At 64.5% G+C, this 16,120-nt stretch carries 20 protein-coding genes; 12 read left to right on the plus strand and 8 right to left on the minus strand.

All coding sequences use genetic code 11. The annotated features are described in order from the left end of the window. On the minus strand, nt 1–1,372 hold a 1,372-nt coding region (locus SE91_RS15630), incomplete at its 3' end, for an acyltransferase family protein (RefSeq protein WP_061848194.1). Between the two features lie 40 nt (nt 1,373–1,412). On the opposite strand from SE91_RS15630, the gene SE91_RS37655 reads away from it, so the two are divergent. The 7 genes from SE91_RS37655 (at nt 1,413) to SE91_RS15660 (ending at nt 6,864) form a co-directional block, all read left to right on the plus strand. Next, complete coding sequence (locus SE91_RS37655) at nt 1,413–1,988, plus strand: hypothetical protein (protein ID WP_245318463.1); 576 nt, start codon at nt 1,413–1,415, stop codon at nt 1,986–1,988. Then, nucleotides 1,989–2,192 carry a hypothetical protein gene (locus SE91_RS37660; RefSeq protein ID WP_245318464.1) on the plus strand — a complete coding sequence of 68 codons (204 nt, stop codon included), beginning with the start codon at nt 1,989–1,991 and terminating at the stop codon, nt 2,190–2,192. A 173-nt stretch (nt 2,193–2,365) separates the two neighbouring features. Then, nucleotides 2,366–2,992 carry a pilus assembly protein PilZ gene (locus tag SE91_RS15640; RefSeq protein ID WP_061851149.1) on the plus strand — a complete coding sequence of 209 codons (627 nt, stop codon included), beginning with the start codon at nt 2,366–2,368 and terminating at the stop codon, nt 2,990–2,992. A gap of 79 nt (nt 2,993–3,071) precedes the next feature. Next, the gene (locus SE91_RS37105) at nt 3,072–3,326 is read left to right on the plus strand and encodes a hypothetical protein (protein ID WP_008558775.1); all 255 of its coding nucleotides are present in this window, start codon (nt 3,072–3,074) and stop codon (nt 3,324–3,326) included. Between the two features lie 530 nt (nt 3,327–3,856). Beyond that, on the plus strand, nt 3,857–4,897 hold the full coding sequence (locus SE91_RS15650) for a PrsW family glutamic-type intramembrane protease (protein ID WP_061848195.1): 1,041 nt from the start codon (nt 3,857–3,859) through the stop codon (nt 4,895–4,897). 69 nt (nt 4,898–4,966) lie between these two features. After that, complete coding sequence (locus SE91_RS15655; protein WP_061848196.1) at nt 4,967–5,545, plus strand: HdeD family acid-resistance protein; 579 nt, start codon at nt 4,967–4,969, stop codon at nt 5,543–5,545. 233 nt (nt 5,546–5,778) lie between these two features. Continuing rightward, nucleotides 5,779–6,864: a 3-deoxy-7-phosphoheptulonate synthase gene (locus SE91_RS15660; RefSeq protein WP_061848197.1), complete on the plus strand. Its 1,086-nt coding sequence runs from the start codon at nt 5,779–5,781 to the stop codon at nt 6,862–6,864. Between the two features lie 54 nt (nt 6,865–6,918). On the opposite strand, the gene SE91_RS15665 is transcribed toward SE91_RS15660, so the two are convergent. From SE91_RS15665 to epmA, 3 genes are read right to left on the minus strand one after another with little or no spacing between them, the layout of a single operon-like run. Further along, nucleotides 6,919–7,173: a hypothetical protein gene (locus SE91_RS15665; RefSeq protein ID WP_060735995.1), complete on the minus strand. Its 255-nt coding sequence runs from the start codon at nt 7,171–7,173 to the stop codon at nt 6,919–6,921. 43 nt (nt 7,174–7,216) lie between these two features. Continuing rightward, nucleotides 7,217–8,311, minus strand: a complete 1,095-nt coding sequence (locus SE91_RS15670) for a lysine-2,3-aminomutase-like protein (protein ID WP_061848198.1) — start codon at nt 8,309–8,311, stop codon at nt 7,217–7,219. Then, entirely contained in the window at nt 8,308–9,360 is a 1,053-nt protein-coding gene (gene epmA, locus SE91_RS15675) for an EF-P lysine aminoacylase EpmA (protein ID WP_061848199.1), read from the minus strand. Before epmA ends, SE91_RS15670 begins: the two co-directional genes overlap by 4 nt. Nucleotides 9,361–9,522: 162 nt before the next feature. On the opposite strand from epmA, the gene efp reads away from it, so the two are divergent. The 3 genes from efp (at nt 9,523) to SE91_RS15690 (ending at nt 12,804) form a co-directional block, all read left to right on the plus strand. Continuing rightward, complete coding sequence (gene efp, locus SE91_RS15680; RefSeq protein ID WP_028136595.1) at nt 9,523–10,089, plus strand: elongation factor P; 567 nt, start codon at nt 9,523–9,525, stop codon at nt 10,087–10,089. A 24-nt stretch (nt 10,090–10,113) separates the two neighbouring features. Beyond that, nucleotides 10,114–11,736, plus strand: a complete 1,623-nt coding sequence (locus SE91_RS15685) for a DUF4397 domain-containing protein (RefSeq protein ID WP_061848200.1) — start codon at nt 10,114–10,116, stop codon at nt 11,734–11,736. A gap of 81 nt (nt 11,737–11,817) precedes the next feature. Continuing rightward, entirely contained in the window at nt 11,818–12,804 is a 987-nt protein-coding gene (locus SE91_RS15690; protein ID WP_008558733.1) for a DUF808 domain-containing protein, read from the plus strand. Nucleotides 12,805–12,828: 24 nt separating this feature from the next. On the opposite strand, the gene SE91_RS15695 is transcribed toward SE91_RS15690, so the two are convergent. Continuing rightward, on the minus strand, nt 12,829–13,329 hold the full coding sequence (locus SE91_RS15695; protein WP_060735992.1) for a cupin domain-containing protein: 501 nt from the start codon (nt 13,327–13,329) through the stop codon (nt 12,829–12,831). A gap of 21 nt (nt 13,330–13,350) precedes the next feature. Then, nucleotides 13,351–13,830, minus strand: a complete 480-nt coding sequence (locus SE91_RS15700; RefSeq protein WP_008558728.1) for a carboxymuconolactone decarboxylase family protein — start codon at nt 13,828–13,830, stop codon at nt 13,351–13,353. Nucleotides 13,831–13,884: 54 nt separating this feature from the next. On the opposite strand from SE91_RS15700, the gene SE91_RS15705 reads away from it, so the two are divergent. Further along, the gene (locus SE91_RS15705; RefSeq protein WP_060735991.1) at nt 13,885–14,406 is read left to right on the plus strand and encodes a MarR family winged helix-turn-helix transcriptional regulator; all 522 of its coding nucleotides are present in this window, start codon (nt 13,885–13,887) and stop codon (nt 14,404–14,406) included. 28 nt (nt 14,407–14,434) lie between these two features. Here SE91_RS15705 and SE91_RS15710 read toward each other — a convergent pair whose 3' ends face one another. After that, nucleotides 14,435–14,752, minus strand: coding sequence for a hypothetical protein (locus SE91_RS15710; RefSeq protein WP_245318465.1), 318 nt, complete (start codon nt 14,750–14,752; stop codon nt 14,435–14,437). Further along, a complete protein-coding gene (locus SE91_RS15715; protein ID WP_061848202.1) occupies nt 14,752–15,012 on the minus strand; it encodes a hypothetical protein in 261 nt (86 codons plus the stop codon). Before SE91_RS15715 ends, SE91_RS15710 begins: the two co-directional genes overlap by 1 nt. 145 nt (nt 15,013–15,157) lie before the next feature. Between SE91_RS15715 and SE91_RS15720 the strand changes: the two genes are divergently transcribed. Further along, nucleotides 15,158–16,120 (plus strand): lytic murein transglycosylase (locus SE91_RS15720; RefSeq protein WP_061848203.1); only part of this gene is annotated, 963 nt, incomplete at its 3' end.

Genomic DNA, 16,120 nt, shown 5'->3' on the forward strand with positions numbered 1-16,120 from the left:
TGCCATTGCTGACGGTGCAGCCCGCGTTCGGTCCGGCATCGAGAATTGGCGCACAACCGGGCGCGGTGAAGCGGCCGACACGGAACGAGGCGTGTTGTGCGGCTTGCGCGAGCGCCGGATAGAGCGCTGCCGCATTCGAATCGCCCCACAACACCAGCAGCGGACCGTCGCCCGGCGCGATGCAGCCCACGTCGAAACCGCTGTTGGGCGCTTCGAGGAAGCAGCGATCCATGAAGGCGGGGTTGTCGTCCGTGCTCACGCTCGCGACCGCCTGCAGCTCTTGCGGGAAGCGCCAGGGAACACCCGCCATGATGACGATGGCCGCGCCGATCACGCCGGCCGTGCCGAGTGCGATCGACAGGAACGGCACCAAATTGCGACGATTGCGGATCGGCCATTCGATGAAGTGGAAGGTCAGGATCGACAGCACGGTTGCCACGAGGATCGCGCCCCAGATCTCGAGGAAGTTCGGCACCCCATGCCTGATGATCCCGAGATAGGTCAGGAGCGGCCAGTGCCAGAGATAGAGCGGATAGCTGATCAGACCGAGCAGCACCGCGGGCCGGCTCGCCAGCAGCAGGCGGTTCGTCACGGCGTTCGGCGATACGATCACGAGCGCGGCGCTGACGACCGGTACGAGCGCCAGCAACCCCGGAAAAGGCATCGCGCGATCGAACAGCAGCGCGGACGCTGCGATGGCGCCAAGGCCAATCGCGCCGAGAAGATGGCTGCCGCTCTTCCTGACGAGATTGGCTTCGGCGAGCAACCCGCCGATCAATAGCTCCCAGGCGCGCGGCACCGGCGCGTAGAAGGCCCAGTCCGGATCCGTCACCACCAGCACCGCACTGGCGGCGAGCGACAGCGCAAGCGCGCCGAGAATATACAGCCGGCGATGGGGCGAACGCGCCAGCAGGCCAAGCGCCAACGGCCAGAAGATGTAGAACTGCTCCTCGACGCCGAGCGACCAGAGATGCAGCAGCGGATTTTCCGCGGCGAGCGGCGCGAAATAGCCGAGCTGCCCGAGCTGGAACAGATTCGAGGCGAACAGCACGCTGGCAACGATGTTCTCGCCCAGCAGCCGAAACTGCGACGGCAGCAGGATGACCCAGCCGATCGCAGCGGTGACCACCAGCACCGCGATCAGGGCCGGAAAGATGCGCCTGATCCGGCGGGCATAGAAGGTCGAGATCGGCATCCCGCCAGGGCTCAGCAGGATGCGGGTGATCAGGAAGCCGGAGATGACGAAGAAGACGTCGACGCCGACGAACCCGCCGGGAAGCATCCAGGGGTGCGCGTGATACAAGACCACCAGCAGGATCGAGACGGCCCGGAGTCCATCGATGTCCGGCCGGTAATTCTCGGAGGGCGTCATTGGACGTGACGTAGCGGCATTCGCCCTGCGACACAATCGGATGCAGACCGGCAATGTCCTGAAATGGAGCCGTCAGGAACGGCCGATTTCGCCGGCCAGCTTGAACCTCCCCGCACCCGGACGCCGACCAATGTTCGATCGGAACCGGTGCAGGTCGATGGAGCCGCGCGAGACCATTTCGGAAGAGCAGTCAGGCGTTGCCTTGCCGACGCTACCGCCATGGATGCGGCCCGTGATGCCCTACGCACCGGACCGGCGTGCAAGAATGCTGGAGCATATGGCGCGCGCCAGAACGCAGCCCCAGGCCACCGTGGCACAACCGCCGGCCCAGTCGCCTTTCGCTTCGGTCACGGCCATCCTGGGTGACGCCTTCGGCTACGCGGTCCTGTTCGGCATCATCGCGCTGCTCTTCCAGTCTCGCATTCCCCTCTACGTCGGCGCGTTTGTTTTCCTGGCCGACGGCCCGCGCATCGAAAGCGCGCTTGGCGCGATCGGCATCAGGTTCGAGCCCGATACGATCGGGCCCGATATCATCAAGAGCTCCGTGTTCTGGTTCGGCTGGATCGCGCTGCTCGTGTCCATCAGAGACGCCGTCCCCGCTTGGCTCGCGCCATGAATGCCCCCGACCTTGTCATGGTCGGCCATCGGCGGCATCGCCCTCGCGCTCGCCATCTTCGATGCGCTCGCAGCCTTGACGGTGCGTCGCACGGGTCCGTGGTTCGGATTGACGATCAGCCCGGACGGCCTGATCTGGACGACGGTCAAGTTCGTGATCCTCGTGGGTCTTCTGGCGCTGCTGGTGCTGCTCGGGACGGCCTGACCCTCGCCGTCCGCGCGATGACGAAGTTGTGACCTTGCGCCACGAGTGGTTTCGTCACATCCCGCCCGCGCATTTACCGGAAATTTACCCCTGCTCGGCGCCGACGGTATCGTTTGCTTAGAATTTGACGGCTACCGTGGAATTACGGAATTCACCCAAACCGGTTGGCGTTCATGTCTGTTGCGGAGTTCCTCAGGCAGCGTGCAGTGGAAGTGACCGTGAGCGGCAGCTACTCGCTGCCGCGCTGGTACGATTGCGAGGGCAAGCTCCGCAGCTTCGCCTGCCGCACCAAGCGCGTCTCGCCCTTCCGCATGATCGTGGACGTGCCCGTCGTCGGCAGGGTCGGCGAGCGCCTCACCTCTTACTTCCAGGATTTCGGTGAATTCCAGTGCACGATCAGCGCGACGCTGAAATCGGGCTTCCTGATGGAGCTCGACATGACGCGGGCGCGGCGCGCCTGGATGTCGGAAAAGCTGACCTGGCTCGAGAAGAAGCAGAAGGACGCTAGCGTCCAGGAATTGCGGCACGACGCGCGTTTCGTGCCGCAGGTCTCGCACACATTCCTGACGCTCGCCGACGGCAGCACCCATCCGTGCTTCATCATCGACGTCTCCACGGCCGGCGTCGCGATCTCCTGCGAATACGATCCGCCGGTCGGAACCCCGCTTGCGGTCGGCGCCTGCGTCGGTCGCGTGATCCGCAAGTTCGACCATGGCTTCGCGGTGAAATTCGCCGAAAAGCAGTCCCGGGACGATCTCGTCCGCCTGGTTGTTCGGCCGCCCATGCTTCAGTCGGCCTGACCCTTCCGCATCGCTGCCCTATAGCGGCCCTATTGCCGGGTCAGCTTTTGCCCCTGCAGACTTGCGATCGGGGGACCGAATGGCAGTCGACAAGACCACAGTTGATAAGATCACCTGGGACAGGGTCGGCCGGGTCACCGAGCCCGGACGCTACATCTACACCTTCGGCTGGCTCACCATCACCGCCGACGACCTCGAGATCTGGAAGCAATATCCGCAGGCCGCGTTCACGCTCCTGCAGGATCCCGAACCGCACGAGGCCGTCGGCGAGGAATTCCATCTCGGAGCCTTCGATATCGCCCCCGGCGGGCCATCGCCGTTCACCACCCACTGAACGCACCATCGCCGGGAACGTGTGGCATGGGCTGTGCTTTATCACCGCCATGATGCACATCCCCGCCGTCGACCAAGCCGTACTGCTCCTGCTCATCGTGCTGTGCCTGGGCACGTGCCTCGTACGCGTCTTCTGGCAGATCGAGCAGGCGCGGAGCCGCCGGACCGCATCCACTCGCACACGGTCCACAACGAAGCGTGATTAGGCCGTTCGAGGTAGCTGCTGGCCGTCCGGGCCGTAAGTCCCGGTTCTGGCCCCATCTGGGCCAGCCGACTGCACCGAGCTCAAGAAACTCCGTACATTCTATTGATGCGGCTTATGAAACGCGCTTCCAATGGAGCGGCGGATGACTCTTGCCATCGAAGGCGAATTGGTGATGGCATGCAATTGATTGCGCTCTTGTTCTACATTTGGCAGCCCTGATGAATGCCGGCTGTCGCGCCCATAAGCGAGGCGACAGCATCCGCATGACACATGGTCGCATCGGTAGACGTAGATTAGCGGATCAAGGGAACCTATTTTCGGCGCCGATGTACCTGATTGAAGCGTTACCCACCGTCATCGGAACTGCCGCCATCGCCCCGGCGCTGCTGATATTGTGGCTCGTCATCGCCGCCGAGGAGCGCCCTGGCCCGCCCGCACAGGTCTGGACCGCCTTCCTGCTTGGAGCTGCCAGCATTTCGCTTCTGGGCATCGCCCGCGCCCCCTTCGCCAAGATGGTTGCAGCGCCCGACGACCCCTGGGCGGCGCTCGCCATGCACTCGGTCTTCGGCGTCGCCCTTCCGGAGGAAGCCGTCAAGGTGATCGCCATCGTGCTGATCTCCTCGACCAAGCGGCGGACCTTTGCCAATCCGATGGACACCGTGGTCTATGGCGCGGCTGTCGGCCTCGGCTTCGCCGCCTACGAAAACCTCGCTTACCTCGTGCATCATGCCGACATGTGGCGCTCGCTGGCGGCCCTGCGCAGCGTGCTGACGGTGCCGTTCCACGGCGCGCTCGGCATCATCGCTGGCGCCTACCTCACCATTGCCCGGGCCGGCACCGCGCTGGGCGCCAATCGCCACAATCGCGATTGGGCCCGCCTGTCCAGCCGCCTGCTGATCTTCGCAGGCCCGCTCGCGCTGCATTCGGCGTTCGACTTCCCACTGCTGACGCTTCAGCGCATGCCGGATCTCGACCCGACGCTCCGGATGTGGCTGGGCGCGGCGAGCCTGTTGATCGGCTTCAGCTCGATCGCCTTCGCCATTCGCCTCGTCCGGCGCGTCGCGCGGCATCACGCGCCCCGGACCGACGTCGCCCGCGAGCGGCTCAGCCAGCTGCGCCGGATGTGGGCGCTGCTGCTCGCCGGCGGCGGCGTCGGCTTTCTCGGCCTCGCCTTCGTGCTGACCTCGATCCATCATTGGCTGATCAATCCCGAGCGCAACCTTACGCTGGCGCTGATCCCGATCGGCTTCGTCTCGATCCTGCTCGGCCTTGCGCTTCTTATTGTCACGACGGCGATCTATATTCTGGGCCGCAACCGCATCCGCACCAGTGCCGAAGGTTTTTCGTCGGCGCCCGGCAGCAGTTGAGCCTCCGCATGGCAAGCGCTCCATGGGTCGACTAGATTGGACGTAGTCTTTTCGTTCCGGAGCCAGACCATGACATCGCCCGAGGAGTTTTCCCGCCTGCAATCCAAGATGAGCCAGGCGGTCAAGGCGCATTGGAGGGCCTTTCTGTTCGAAGGCATCCTGCTCGCCGTCCTTGGCATTGCCGCGCTGATCCTGCCGCCGCTCGCCAGCCTGGCAACGGCGATCTTCCTCGGCTGGATGTTCCTGATCAGCGGCATCGGCGGATTGATCGTGACTTATTGGGCGCGCAGCACGCCGGGCTTCTGGTGGTCGCTGATCTCCGCTGCGCTCGCAGTGCTCGCCGGCGGAATTCTGCTGGCCCGACCGATACAGGCGGTGCTGACGCTGACCATCGTGCTCGCCGCCTATTTCCTTGCCGAAGGCGTCGCCACCATCATGTACGCGCTGGAGCATCGCCGTGATTTGAGCAGCCGATGGTCGTGGCTCCTGATCTCGGGCCTCGTCGATATCGCGATCTCGTTCATGGTGATCACGGGACTGCCGAGCTCGGCGGAATGGGCAATCGGCGTCCTCGTCGGTATCAACCTGCTGTTCGGCGGCGCGACCCTGATCGGCATGGCTTTGGCGGCGCGCAAAAGCAACACCTGAGACGGCTCGTCGCCTCTAAAGCGGTTTGGGGGGTGACAAGGCGTCAGCGGCACGCTATATGCGCTATCATGATCACCGTCGCCACCAGCTATTTTTGGTACTTTAGCTACGACAGCTTGCTGGCGGCAGGAGGATCACGCTCAATCTGAATATTGAAGCAGACGTCCGAACAAGCCGCCAGACCTGGCGGCTTTTTTATTGGCCGGCAGGTTCGAAACAAACAGGAGCCCGCCGTGCTGAGCACGACAGACGATCTTCGTATCCGCGAACTGAAAGAGCTGAGCACGCCGGAAGAGGTGATGCGCGAAGTCCCGCGCACGCTCACCGCGACACGCGTGGTGATGGCGGCGCGCAACGCCATCCACGCCATCCTCACCGGCCAGGACGACCGCCTGCTGGTCGTGGTCGGCCCGTGCTCGGTGCACGATCCGAAGGCCGCACTCGACTACGCCGAGCGCCTGGCAAAACTGCGCGAGGACCTCGCCGACCAGCTCGAGATCGTGATGCGGGTCTATTTCGAGAAGCCGCGCACGACGGTCGGCTGGAAGGGCCTGATCAACGATCCCGATCTCGACGGCAGCTTCGACATCAACAAGGGCTTGCGGCTCGCGCGCAACGTGCTCTCGGCCGTGAACAATCTCGGCCTGCCCGCCGGCACCGAATTCCTTGATATGACCACGCCGCAATACATCGCGGACCTCGTGTCATGGGCAGCGATCGGCGCGCGCACGACCGAGAGCCAGATCCATCGCGAGCTGGCATCGGGGCTATCCTGCCCGGTTGGCTTCAAGAACGGCACCGACGGCAATGTGCGGATCGCAGCGGACGCCGTGAAGTCGGCCTCGCATCCGCATCATTTCATGGCGGTGACCAAGCTTGGCCGTTCAGCGATTGCGTCCACCGCGGGCAACGAGGACTGCCACGTCATCCTGCGCGGCGGCAGCGAGCCGAACTACGATGCAGCGAGCGTTGCGGCGGCGTGCAACGAGCTCACCAAGTCCGGCGTCGCGCCGCTCGTGATGGTCGATGCAAGCCACGCCAACTCGAGCAAGAAGCCGGAGAACCAGCCGAAGGTGATGACCGACATTGCCGGTCAGATCGCCGGAGGCGAGAGCCGCATCATGGGCGTGATGATCGAGAGCAATCTCATCGCCGGCAGGCAGGACGTGGTGCCGGGCAAGCCGCTCACCTACGGGCAGAGCATCACCGACGGCTGCATCGACTGGGCAACGACGGCGACAACGCTCGAACAGCTCGCCGACGCGGTCGAGATCCGCCGCAACAGCCAGCGCGCAGGGCTGCACGAGCGATCGGCCTAGCTGAAATCATTGCGGACGGGGCGAAGCTGTCGCGCCCGCCCGCAATGTCACCGCCTAGCAGCCGCGGCAGATGCTCTTGATCTTGCGATCGAGCTCCGCGTCTTCCTTGTTCGCAGGCGTGTTCGGATTGCTCAGATTCTTCTCGCTCGGCACGTCGGCCGCGCGCGGCTGGCGGTGACCGACGGGCGCCGGCCAGGCCGTCCCGGAGCTCGCGCCGCCCGACGTCGATCCCTTGGAGCCGCCGGTCTGTGCAGAAGCCGCGCCGCCGAGCAAGATCACGAGCGATGCTGCCACCATGATTTTTTTCATGTTCGCTTCTCCATTCTCAAACCGACGCCCCGCTCCAGCACCGTCAGGTTTCGGGCGGATAGAGATGAACGTCGCCGCAATAATCCACGATACGATACCGCGTTTCGGCTCCCGCTTCACGCGCATCGGCTGCGGTATTTTGTGTCACTGACACATAATTCGGCCCGACCGGCGACTTGCCGGCGCCGCCGGGAATATCGATGACATAGTCAGGCTGACACAGCCCCGATACCCGCCCGCGCAACTGCCGCATCAAATCCTGTCCTTCGGCCAGCGTCGTTCGCAAATGCACGGTGCCCGGCGCGAGATCGCCGTGATGCAGGTAATAAGGCTTGATCCGGCATTCGACGAAAGCTCGCATCAAATCCGACAGAGCGGCGACATTGTCATTGACGCCGCGCAAAAGCACGGACTGGCTCACCATGGGAATGCCGGCGTCCACCAGCCGCGCGCAGGCGGCGCGCGCTGCTCCGGTCAGCTCCCGCGCATGGTTGGCGTGTAGTGCGACCCAGGTGGTGGCGCCCTCGACCTTGAGCGCGGCGACCATCTCGTCACTGACGCGGGCGGGATCTGCCACGGGAACGCGGGTATGAAGGCGGATGATCTTGACGTGGCCGATTCCGGCAAGATCTGCCATGATCTCGCTCATGCGTCGCGGCGAGAGCATCAGCGGATCGCCGCCGGTGAGGATGACTTCCCAGATTTCGTCGTGGGCGTGGATGTAGTCGATCGCCGCGCGATAGGCGCTGTCCGAGAGCGCGTTGTCCTTGCCAGGCCCGACCATCTCGCGGCGGAAGCAGAAGCGGCAATAGACGGCGCAGACGTGAACGAGCTTGAACAGCACGCGATCGGGATAGCGATGCACGATACCGGGAACCGGCGAGTGCGGATGATCGCCGATCGGATCAGCGCTCTCGCCCGGCTGCACATCCAGCTCGGCCGCTGTGGGAACGAACTGCCGCGCGATGGGATCCTCGGGATCGGTCGCATCGATCAGCTCGACGAGATGAGGCGTGATCGCCACTGCATAGCGCGCGGCAACGCCTTCGAGCGCGGGCAGCGCAGCGGCAGGCGCCAGGCCTTCCGCCACGAGCTCGGCCGGCTCGCGCAATGTCCGTACAAGGCAGGTCTTCGTCATCTCTCCCCTGCAGGCGGCGTCCACACCACCTGATCAATTCGCGCTGCGCCGCTCGCCAGCATCACCAGCCGGTCGAAGCCGAGCGCGACGCCGCTCGCCTCCGGCATGGCGGCAACGGCGGCCAGAAAATCCTCGTCGAGTGGATAGGCCTCGCCGTAGCGGCGCTGCTTTTCCGCCATCGATTCCGTGAAGCGCTTGCGCTGCTCCTCGGCATCGGTGAGCTCGCCAAAGCCGTTGGCGAGCTCGACGCCACAGGCATAGACCTCGAACCGTTCCGCAACCCGCGGATCGTCCGCCTTGACCCGCGCCAGCGCCGCCTCTGGAGATGGGTATTCGAACAGGATGGTCAAACGCCCCTGCCCCAGATGCGGCTCGACATGCTCGACCAGGACCTTGCTGAAGATGTCCGACCAGGTGTCGTCCTCGGTCACACGGACCTTCCCGCCGGCCGCCTCGGCAAGCGCGGCACGGTTACCCTCGCCGCCCGAGATTGTCGACAAGAGATCGATGCCGGCGAACTGCTCGAAGGCGCCCGCGACCGTGACAAGCTCCGGCTCGGCAAAGGGATCGGCGGTCCGGCCTCGGAATGAGAAAGCCCGGATTCCGGTCGCCTGCGCAGCCCGGACGATCACCGCCACGGTGTCGTTCATGATGTCGTCATAGGGAGCGCCGGCCCGGTACCATTCCAGCATGGTGAATTCGGGCAGATGCAGGTCGCCCCGCTCACGGTCCCGGAACACCCGGGCGAACTCGAAAATCCACTCCTCACCCGCCGCCAGCAGCTTCTTGCAGGCAAATTCCGGGGAGGTTCGCAAATAGCGGCTGGCGCGGCTGCCATCCGGCCGCATGATGTCTGTCCTTGGGGCGTGCAGATGGGTCTCATTGCCCGGGGAGACCTGGAGGACCGAGGTTTCGACCTCGACGAAGCCCTGCTCGGTAAAAAAGCCCCGCAAGGCCGCGTTAATGGCCCCCCTGGCCTGGAGGAAGGGCCGCCGGTCGAGGTGCCGCTCGGGCGACCAGAACGGCGACATCGGCTTGTCCCCAGCCATTACCCGACCGCCCCTTGGGACAGCAAAACGCTGGCATCCAACGGCAAAATCAGTATGTTGCGGCCCGAAACGGGCGCCGAGGTCCGATTTGAGGCCCCAAGTCCCCCATCGATTTGACCATGTCCTGGCCGGTGCCGGGCCAAGCAAGCAGGAAATACAGCTTTGAGAGTCATCGCCAGTTCTATTCGCAAGGGCAACGTGATCGAGCAAGACGGCAAGCTTTATGTCGTCGTGAGCGCCGAGAACATCCATCCCGGCAAGGGCACCCCGGTCAGCCAGATCGAAATGCGCCGAATCTCGGACGGGGTAAAGATCTCCGAACGCTACAAGACCACCGACCAGGTCGAAAAGGCCACGATCGAAGAGCGCAACTACACCTTCCTGTATGAAGATGGCGACGGCTACCACTTCATGAACCCCGAGACCTACGACCAGGTCCAGGTTTCCAAGGACGTCGTCGGCGATGCGGCCGCGTATCTTCAGCCGGACATGACGGTCAAGCTGTCCATGCACGACACCAACCCGGTGTCGATCGCACTGCCGCAGCGCGTCACGCTGGAAGTGGTCGAGACCGAGCCAGTGACCAAGGGCCAGACCGCCTCCTCCTCCTACAAGCCCGCGGTGCTCTCCAACGGCGTGCGCACCACCGTGCCGCCGCACATCTCGGTCGGCACCCGCATCGTGGTGATGACCGAAGACGGTTCCTACTCCGAGCGCGCCAAAGACTGACGGGGAACAGAGCGATCGCAACAGGTGCCGCCGGGGGGCGAGACAGTGGTTGGGAAAGGTTTCCGCTTCGTCTCGCACCTTCTGGCGTCGCTTTCGTTCCTCGTTGCCACACCGCTTGCTGCGGATGAATTTCGCAGCCCATCGCTTACGGCCCTGCGCGTCGATTGGCGCGCAGCGCTCGACCAGCTCCGCACTGAGATCAACAGCCGTCCCCGGATCGCAGGCGACTTCATCTTCGTGCCCCGCCGTTCGGTACCGCGTTACGATCCGCGCGCAGTGCCTGCGCTGGTGCAGCTCAACGCGGTCTCCTCGCAATTCTTCACCGGCATCGCCCGCAGCCCCGTGCCCGTGCTGCTGCCGTTCGACGCCGCCGCGTATCTCGAGGCGCAACGCAATGGCGCACCAGCGACCCTCGCGCTGTCGCGCTACCAAGCCGACTTCAATTCCGTCGACATGTTCGATGCCGGCCCGGCCGGTTATAGCGCGACCTTCTCGCTCGAGCCCGGCGCCGGCGACGGCATGCCGAGCCGCGTCTTCACAAGACCCGTCGAGGTGCAGATCACGGGCTCCGCGCTCGTCTATGACATCGCCGACCCCTCGGGGGGCAAGGGCGAGCCGGTCAAACCTCTCGCCGCAACTTATCCGGACCTGCGTAGGTTCATCCGCGAAGGCTATGTACGCTACGCCTTCACCCGTTTCGGTGTGGTCTATGTGGTGTCGGTCCAGTGCCTGGACAGCGTCGCAAAGCCGCGGCGGCTCGCCTGCAAGGAAGCCTATCCGGTGGCCGAGCGCTTACTGAAGGCGCTGCGGGTCGCCGGCGGGCAACGGATGCGGCCGCTGATGGACGTTGCCTCGAGCGTCATCGATCGCCCCACGGTGCGTTCGTCGGATTTCAGCTATCGTCCGAGCGGCGACATCATCCCGAATACCGGCTATCGCAAGCAGGGCGGCCATCCCGACGCGATGGCCTATGCGCAGATCCGCTTTCCGCTCGAGAAGGCGCCGGCCTTCGTCCGCTCACAATCCTACGGCAAGCGCGACAAGAACGACGGCCCGACGTCGTATCCCTGGCGCGACAATTTCTGCGAATCCCGCAGCTTCGAGGTGTGGCAGTGCGCCGGCGGCTACGGCCACCAGGGCGAGGACATCCGTGCCGCCGCTTGCCCGCCGCCCGGCGAGGGCCGCGAGCCCTGCGATCCCAAGCAGCGCGGCGTCGTCGCCGTGCGCGATGCCATCGTGATCCGCGCGACCAAGGACCAAGCCGCGACGCTGCAAGTCAACAGCCGCACCGAGCACATCCGTTTCCGCTACATGCACATGAACCCCCACGCGATGAACGGCGACGGCCTTGTCAACGGCCGCCTCGTCACCGAAGGCGAGAAGATCGGCGTCGTCTCGAACTATCTCGACCGTCCCGCCGGAACCTCGCTGCACCTCCATTTCGACGTGCAGGTGTTCACCCGCGACGGCTGGATCTGGGTCAGCCCCTACGTCACGCTGGTCTCGTCCTATGAGCGCCTGATCCGCGCCCGCGGCCGCGAGGTCGGTCCGGAGATTGCCGTCACGGCGCAGCCTGTGGCACATGCGCTGCCTGACGATGTTATCAAGCCGGACCTGCGCGAGGGATCGAGCGGCGAAGATAATTGACGGCTTGCTCGTTCCAATGCCGGGCAGAAGTGTGTCGTCGTTCACACCGCCGGCGTGGAGCGAAGAAGGAACAGGGTTGATATGAGTGTCGGACTGATCGGTCTTCTCGACGACATCGCGGCGATTGCAAAGGTGGCGGCAGCCTCTCTCGACGATGTGGCAAGCCAGGCGGCAAAGGCGGGTGCAAAGGCGGCTGGCGTCGTCATCGATGACGCAGCCGTCACTCCGAACTACGTCATCGGATTTGCCTCCAAACGCGAACTGCCGATCGTCGGCAAGATTGCGCTCGGATCGCTCCGCAATAAATTGCTGATCCTGCTTCCGGCTGCCCTGTTGCTTGGTTATTTCCTGCCTGCCGCAGTCACGCCGCTGCTGATGCTGGGCGGAGCCTTCCTCTGTTACGAGGGTGCCGAGAAGGTGCTCGAAGCGGTGCTGCCGCATCATGCGCATCAGCACGAAGCGCAGCTTCAGCCGATTGCGTTGAATGCCCGCTCCGTCGAGGACGAGAAGGTCGCGAGCGCCATCAAGACGGATTTCATCCTGTCGGCGGAGATCATGGCGATCACGCTGGCGGCTCTGCCAGCGGGCAGCATCTGGACGCAGGCCTTCGTCCTGGCGCTGGTTGGCCTCTGCATCACTGTCGGGGTCTACGGCGTGGTGGCCCTGATCGTGAAGGCGGACGACATGGGCTTGGCCCTTGCGCGCTATGACGGCGCCTCTGTCATTGGCGGTGCGATCCGCGCGCTCGGTCGCGCGGTCGTCCGCGGCATGCCCGTCTTCCTGGCGGTGCTGAGCACGATCGGCACTGCCGCCATGATCTGGGTCGGCGGCGGCATCATCCTGCACGGCATCGAAAAATACGGCCCGCCCGCGATCGGCCACGCGGTCCATGCTGCAACCGAGGCTGCCGCACACCTCCTTCCCTCAGTTGGCGGCATCATCGAATGGTCGGTCGAGGCGGCCATCTCGGGCGTGCTTGGGCTGCTTGTCGGCGCGATCGCCATTCCGATGGTCGAATACGGTCTCTCACCGGCATGGAAACTGTTGCGGCGATCGCAGCCGACCTGACCAGCGGTCGCGGACGAGCGCGACCTACTCCAGGAACGTCGTGAGCTGCGCGCCCTCGTCCGCAACGAACACAGCGATCAATTCCGCCGGCTCCGTCATGCTGGCATTGGCCGAGACCAGATGCGTCGAGCCGGGCGGCTCGAAGAACGACTGCCCGACGCCGAAGGTCTCGACGGGGCCGCCGCCGAGTTGAGAACGGATCTCGCCCTTGGTGATATAGGCGGTGACGGATCCCGCGTGACGATGCGGCCGCGAAAACCCGCCCGGACCGTAGGACACGCGCACGATGGTGACGCGCTTGCCGGGCACGTTCGGCAGCGCGTAGGAGCCGATCGGCTCGACCTTGTCGAGCGGCGAGCCCTCCGCAGCCGTGGCGCACAGCGGCGCCAATGCGCCTGACACGCTGTCGATCGTGACAGGCAGCACTTTGCCGATCACAAGCGCACAGGCGAGCCCTCCGATCGCTGCGATCGCCATCGACCGTGACGGCATCGGGCGCTGCGCGGCCAAACTCATTGCTGTCATGTTGACCTCCCCATTCTGCGACTACGATGCAGCGGCATTCGCCGTCATCGGCCGCTTCGCCGGTGTCCAGCGATAGGCCGCACCAAACCGGTTCCAGACGTTGATCGAGGCGATCGCCGAGGTCAGGTAGGTCAGCTCGCTCTCGGAGAACTCGCGACTTGCCTCCGAATAGACCTCGTCGCTGACGCCATCTGGCAGCAACGTCAACGCCTCCGCCCAAGCCAGCGCCGCGCGCTCGCGCGCGGAAAAGATCGGCGCCTCGCGCCAGACCGCGACCAGATGGAGCTTGTCGACGGGGACGCCGATCCGTTCCGACAGCAGGACGTGGTGCTGCACGCAGAAGGCGCAGCCGTTGATCTGCGAGGCGCGCAGCTTGACGAGCTCGATGAGTTGCTTGTCGAGACCGGCCTTGGTCGCAAGCTGACCGAGCGCCAGCACCACATCGAAAACGTCCGGCGCGATCGTCTTGAAATCCTCGTATTCGCTGCGGGCGTGTGACATTGCGGCTCACCTCGTCTTATTGTAAGTGTGCTTACACCTTATAAGAGCTCTTACATGTCACGCAAGACCGCAGCCGTCACGAGATCGAAAATTCCCCACCACGCCCCCGACGCCGGCCCTGTGCACGTACCCGCCCCCGGCGAAGGCAAGCGTGGCGAGCAAGGCTATATCGGCTATCTCCTGCGCCAGGCGCATGCCGCCGTCCGGCTGAAAATGGAGCGCACCCTCGCCGATCTCGGGGTGACGTCGCCGCAATTCGCGGTGCTGACCATGCTCAACGCCTATCCGGGCCTGTCGGGGGCCGATGTCGCGCGCCTCACCTTCCTGACGCCCCAGACCGTCGGCGTCATCATTCGCAATCTCGAACGTGACGGTGCCATCACGATGACGCCTCATCCGGTCCACGGCCGTATCCAGCAGTGGACGCTGACGCCGCGCGGCGCGACGCTTTTGAAGGCGTGCCGACAGCGGGTGCTCGAATTGGAGAAGCGCCTCGCCCGGGGCCTGGATGACAAGACGGAGGCTGCGATCCGGCGCTGGCTCACCGGTATCGCGACCGAGTTACAGGAGGATTAGGCGCCCGGCCGCTCGCGACTGAAGCGTGCTACCCGCCCTTCAGTGCATTCTTGACCTCGCCATCGGGCCAGGCTTTGCCTGCTGCGATCACCCGCACGCGGGTTCGATCCGCGGCATTGACCACATGCGAACTCACCTGGTCGCGGCTCGGCTCCAGGTGCAGATCGGTCTCGGGTTTCCAGCTCAACGTGGTCGCGAGATCGCCGGGAAAGATCTGCCATTGCGATCCGTCGTCGAGCTCGACGACATGACTTTCCGCATGCGCGTGTATCTTCATTCGACCCCGATTCGATTTGTCCAGCGCTCGAAAGGAAGGCCCCGGCATCGAACCGGGGCCCTGCTCCATCAGTCGTTGTCGTGATGAATCACGGTCTTCTCGCGATTGCCGAATTCATCTTCCTTCTTGATCACCGTGGTCCGGTCGGCGGGCTCGCGCTCCTTGATCACAGTCGTGCGGTCGCGATCGCGATCTCGCTCGCGATACTCATGGGACTGGCCAACCGTCACGCCGGCGCCAACCGGGTCGACGTGAACGCCGACTTCGTCAGCGAATGCAGGCGTCGCGATGGCCGTGACCATTGCGGCGGCAAACAGATATTTCCTCATCTTGTCCTCCTCGTGTGATGCGAGGGGAATGCTGGACTGCGACAGTTTGTTCCGATGAAATGGCAGGTCCAGCCGTGCAGATTACGGCGCTTTGCTGTTCCAGGAACCTGCCCACATGCACCATGTTTCACGCTAGAATGCGCCCATGAAACAAGCTGATTCCTCCCTCCATCCGACGCGCCGCAACCTGCTTCAATCAACGCTGGGTGCAGCTGCCTTGCTGACTCTTCCGACACGCGCCTTGGCCGCGCCTCCGGGCTTCGACGAATGGCGCGAAGCCTTTCGTGCGCGTGCGATGGCGAAGGGCATTTCTGCCGCGACCTGGCAACGTGCGATGGCGCGGGTCGAGCCTGATATGAGCGTGTTCAAGCAGATGCGCAATCAGCCGGAATTCAAGGAGCAGGTGTGGCAGTACATCAACCGCCGCGTTTCCGACTGGCGCATCATCAACGGCAAGATCGCGTTGAAGAACAACGAGGCACTGCTCGCGCGCGTCGAACGCGATTACGGTGTCGAACGCGGCACGCTGCTGGCGCTGTGGGGCGTCGAGTCCGCCTATGGCGATCCGCTGGTGCAGCAGAACCACATGCGGCCGGTATTTCCCTCGATCGCCGCGCTCGCCTGGAACGAGCCGCGCCGCAAGACCTATTGGGAGACCGAACTGATCAACGCCCTGCGCATCGTCGACAAGGGCTGGAGCACGCCGGAGCAGATGCAGGGGTCCTGGGCCGGCGCGATGGGGCATTCGCAATGGATGCCGGAAGTCTGGCTCAATGTCGGCATCGACTATGACGGCGATGGCAAGGTCTCGCCCTTCGGCAAGCCGGACGATGCGCTGGGCTCGACCGCCAAGTACCTCGTCAATCGCGGCAAGTGGCATCGCGGCGAGCATTGGGGCTACGAGGTGCGCGCGCCCGGCAGCATGAGCGGGAGCCGCACCTACGCCGCCTGGGCCTCGGCCGGCGTCATTCGCGCCGACGGGCAGTCGTTCCCGCAGCCGAACGCATCCGCGCAACTATGGACGCCGGTCGCGGGCGGGCCGACCTTCCTGCTGGGGCCGAACTTCTATTCGGTGAAGAGCTACAATCCGTCGATGAACTATGCGCTG

The sequence above is a fragment of the Bradyrhizobium sp. DOA1 genome (genome assembly GCF_001593325.1).
Lineage (GTDB): Bacteria > Pseudomonadota > Alphaproteobacteria > Rhizobiales > Xanthobacteraceae > Bradyrhizobium.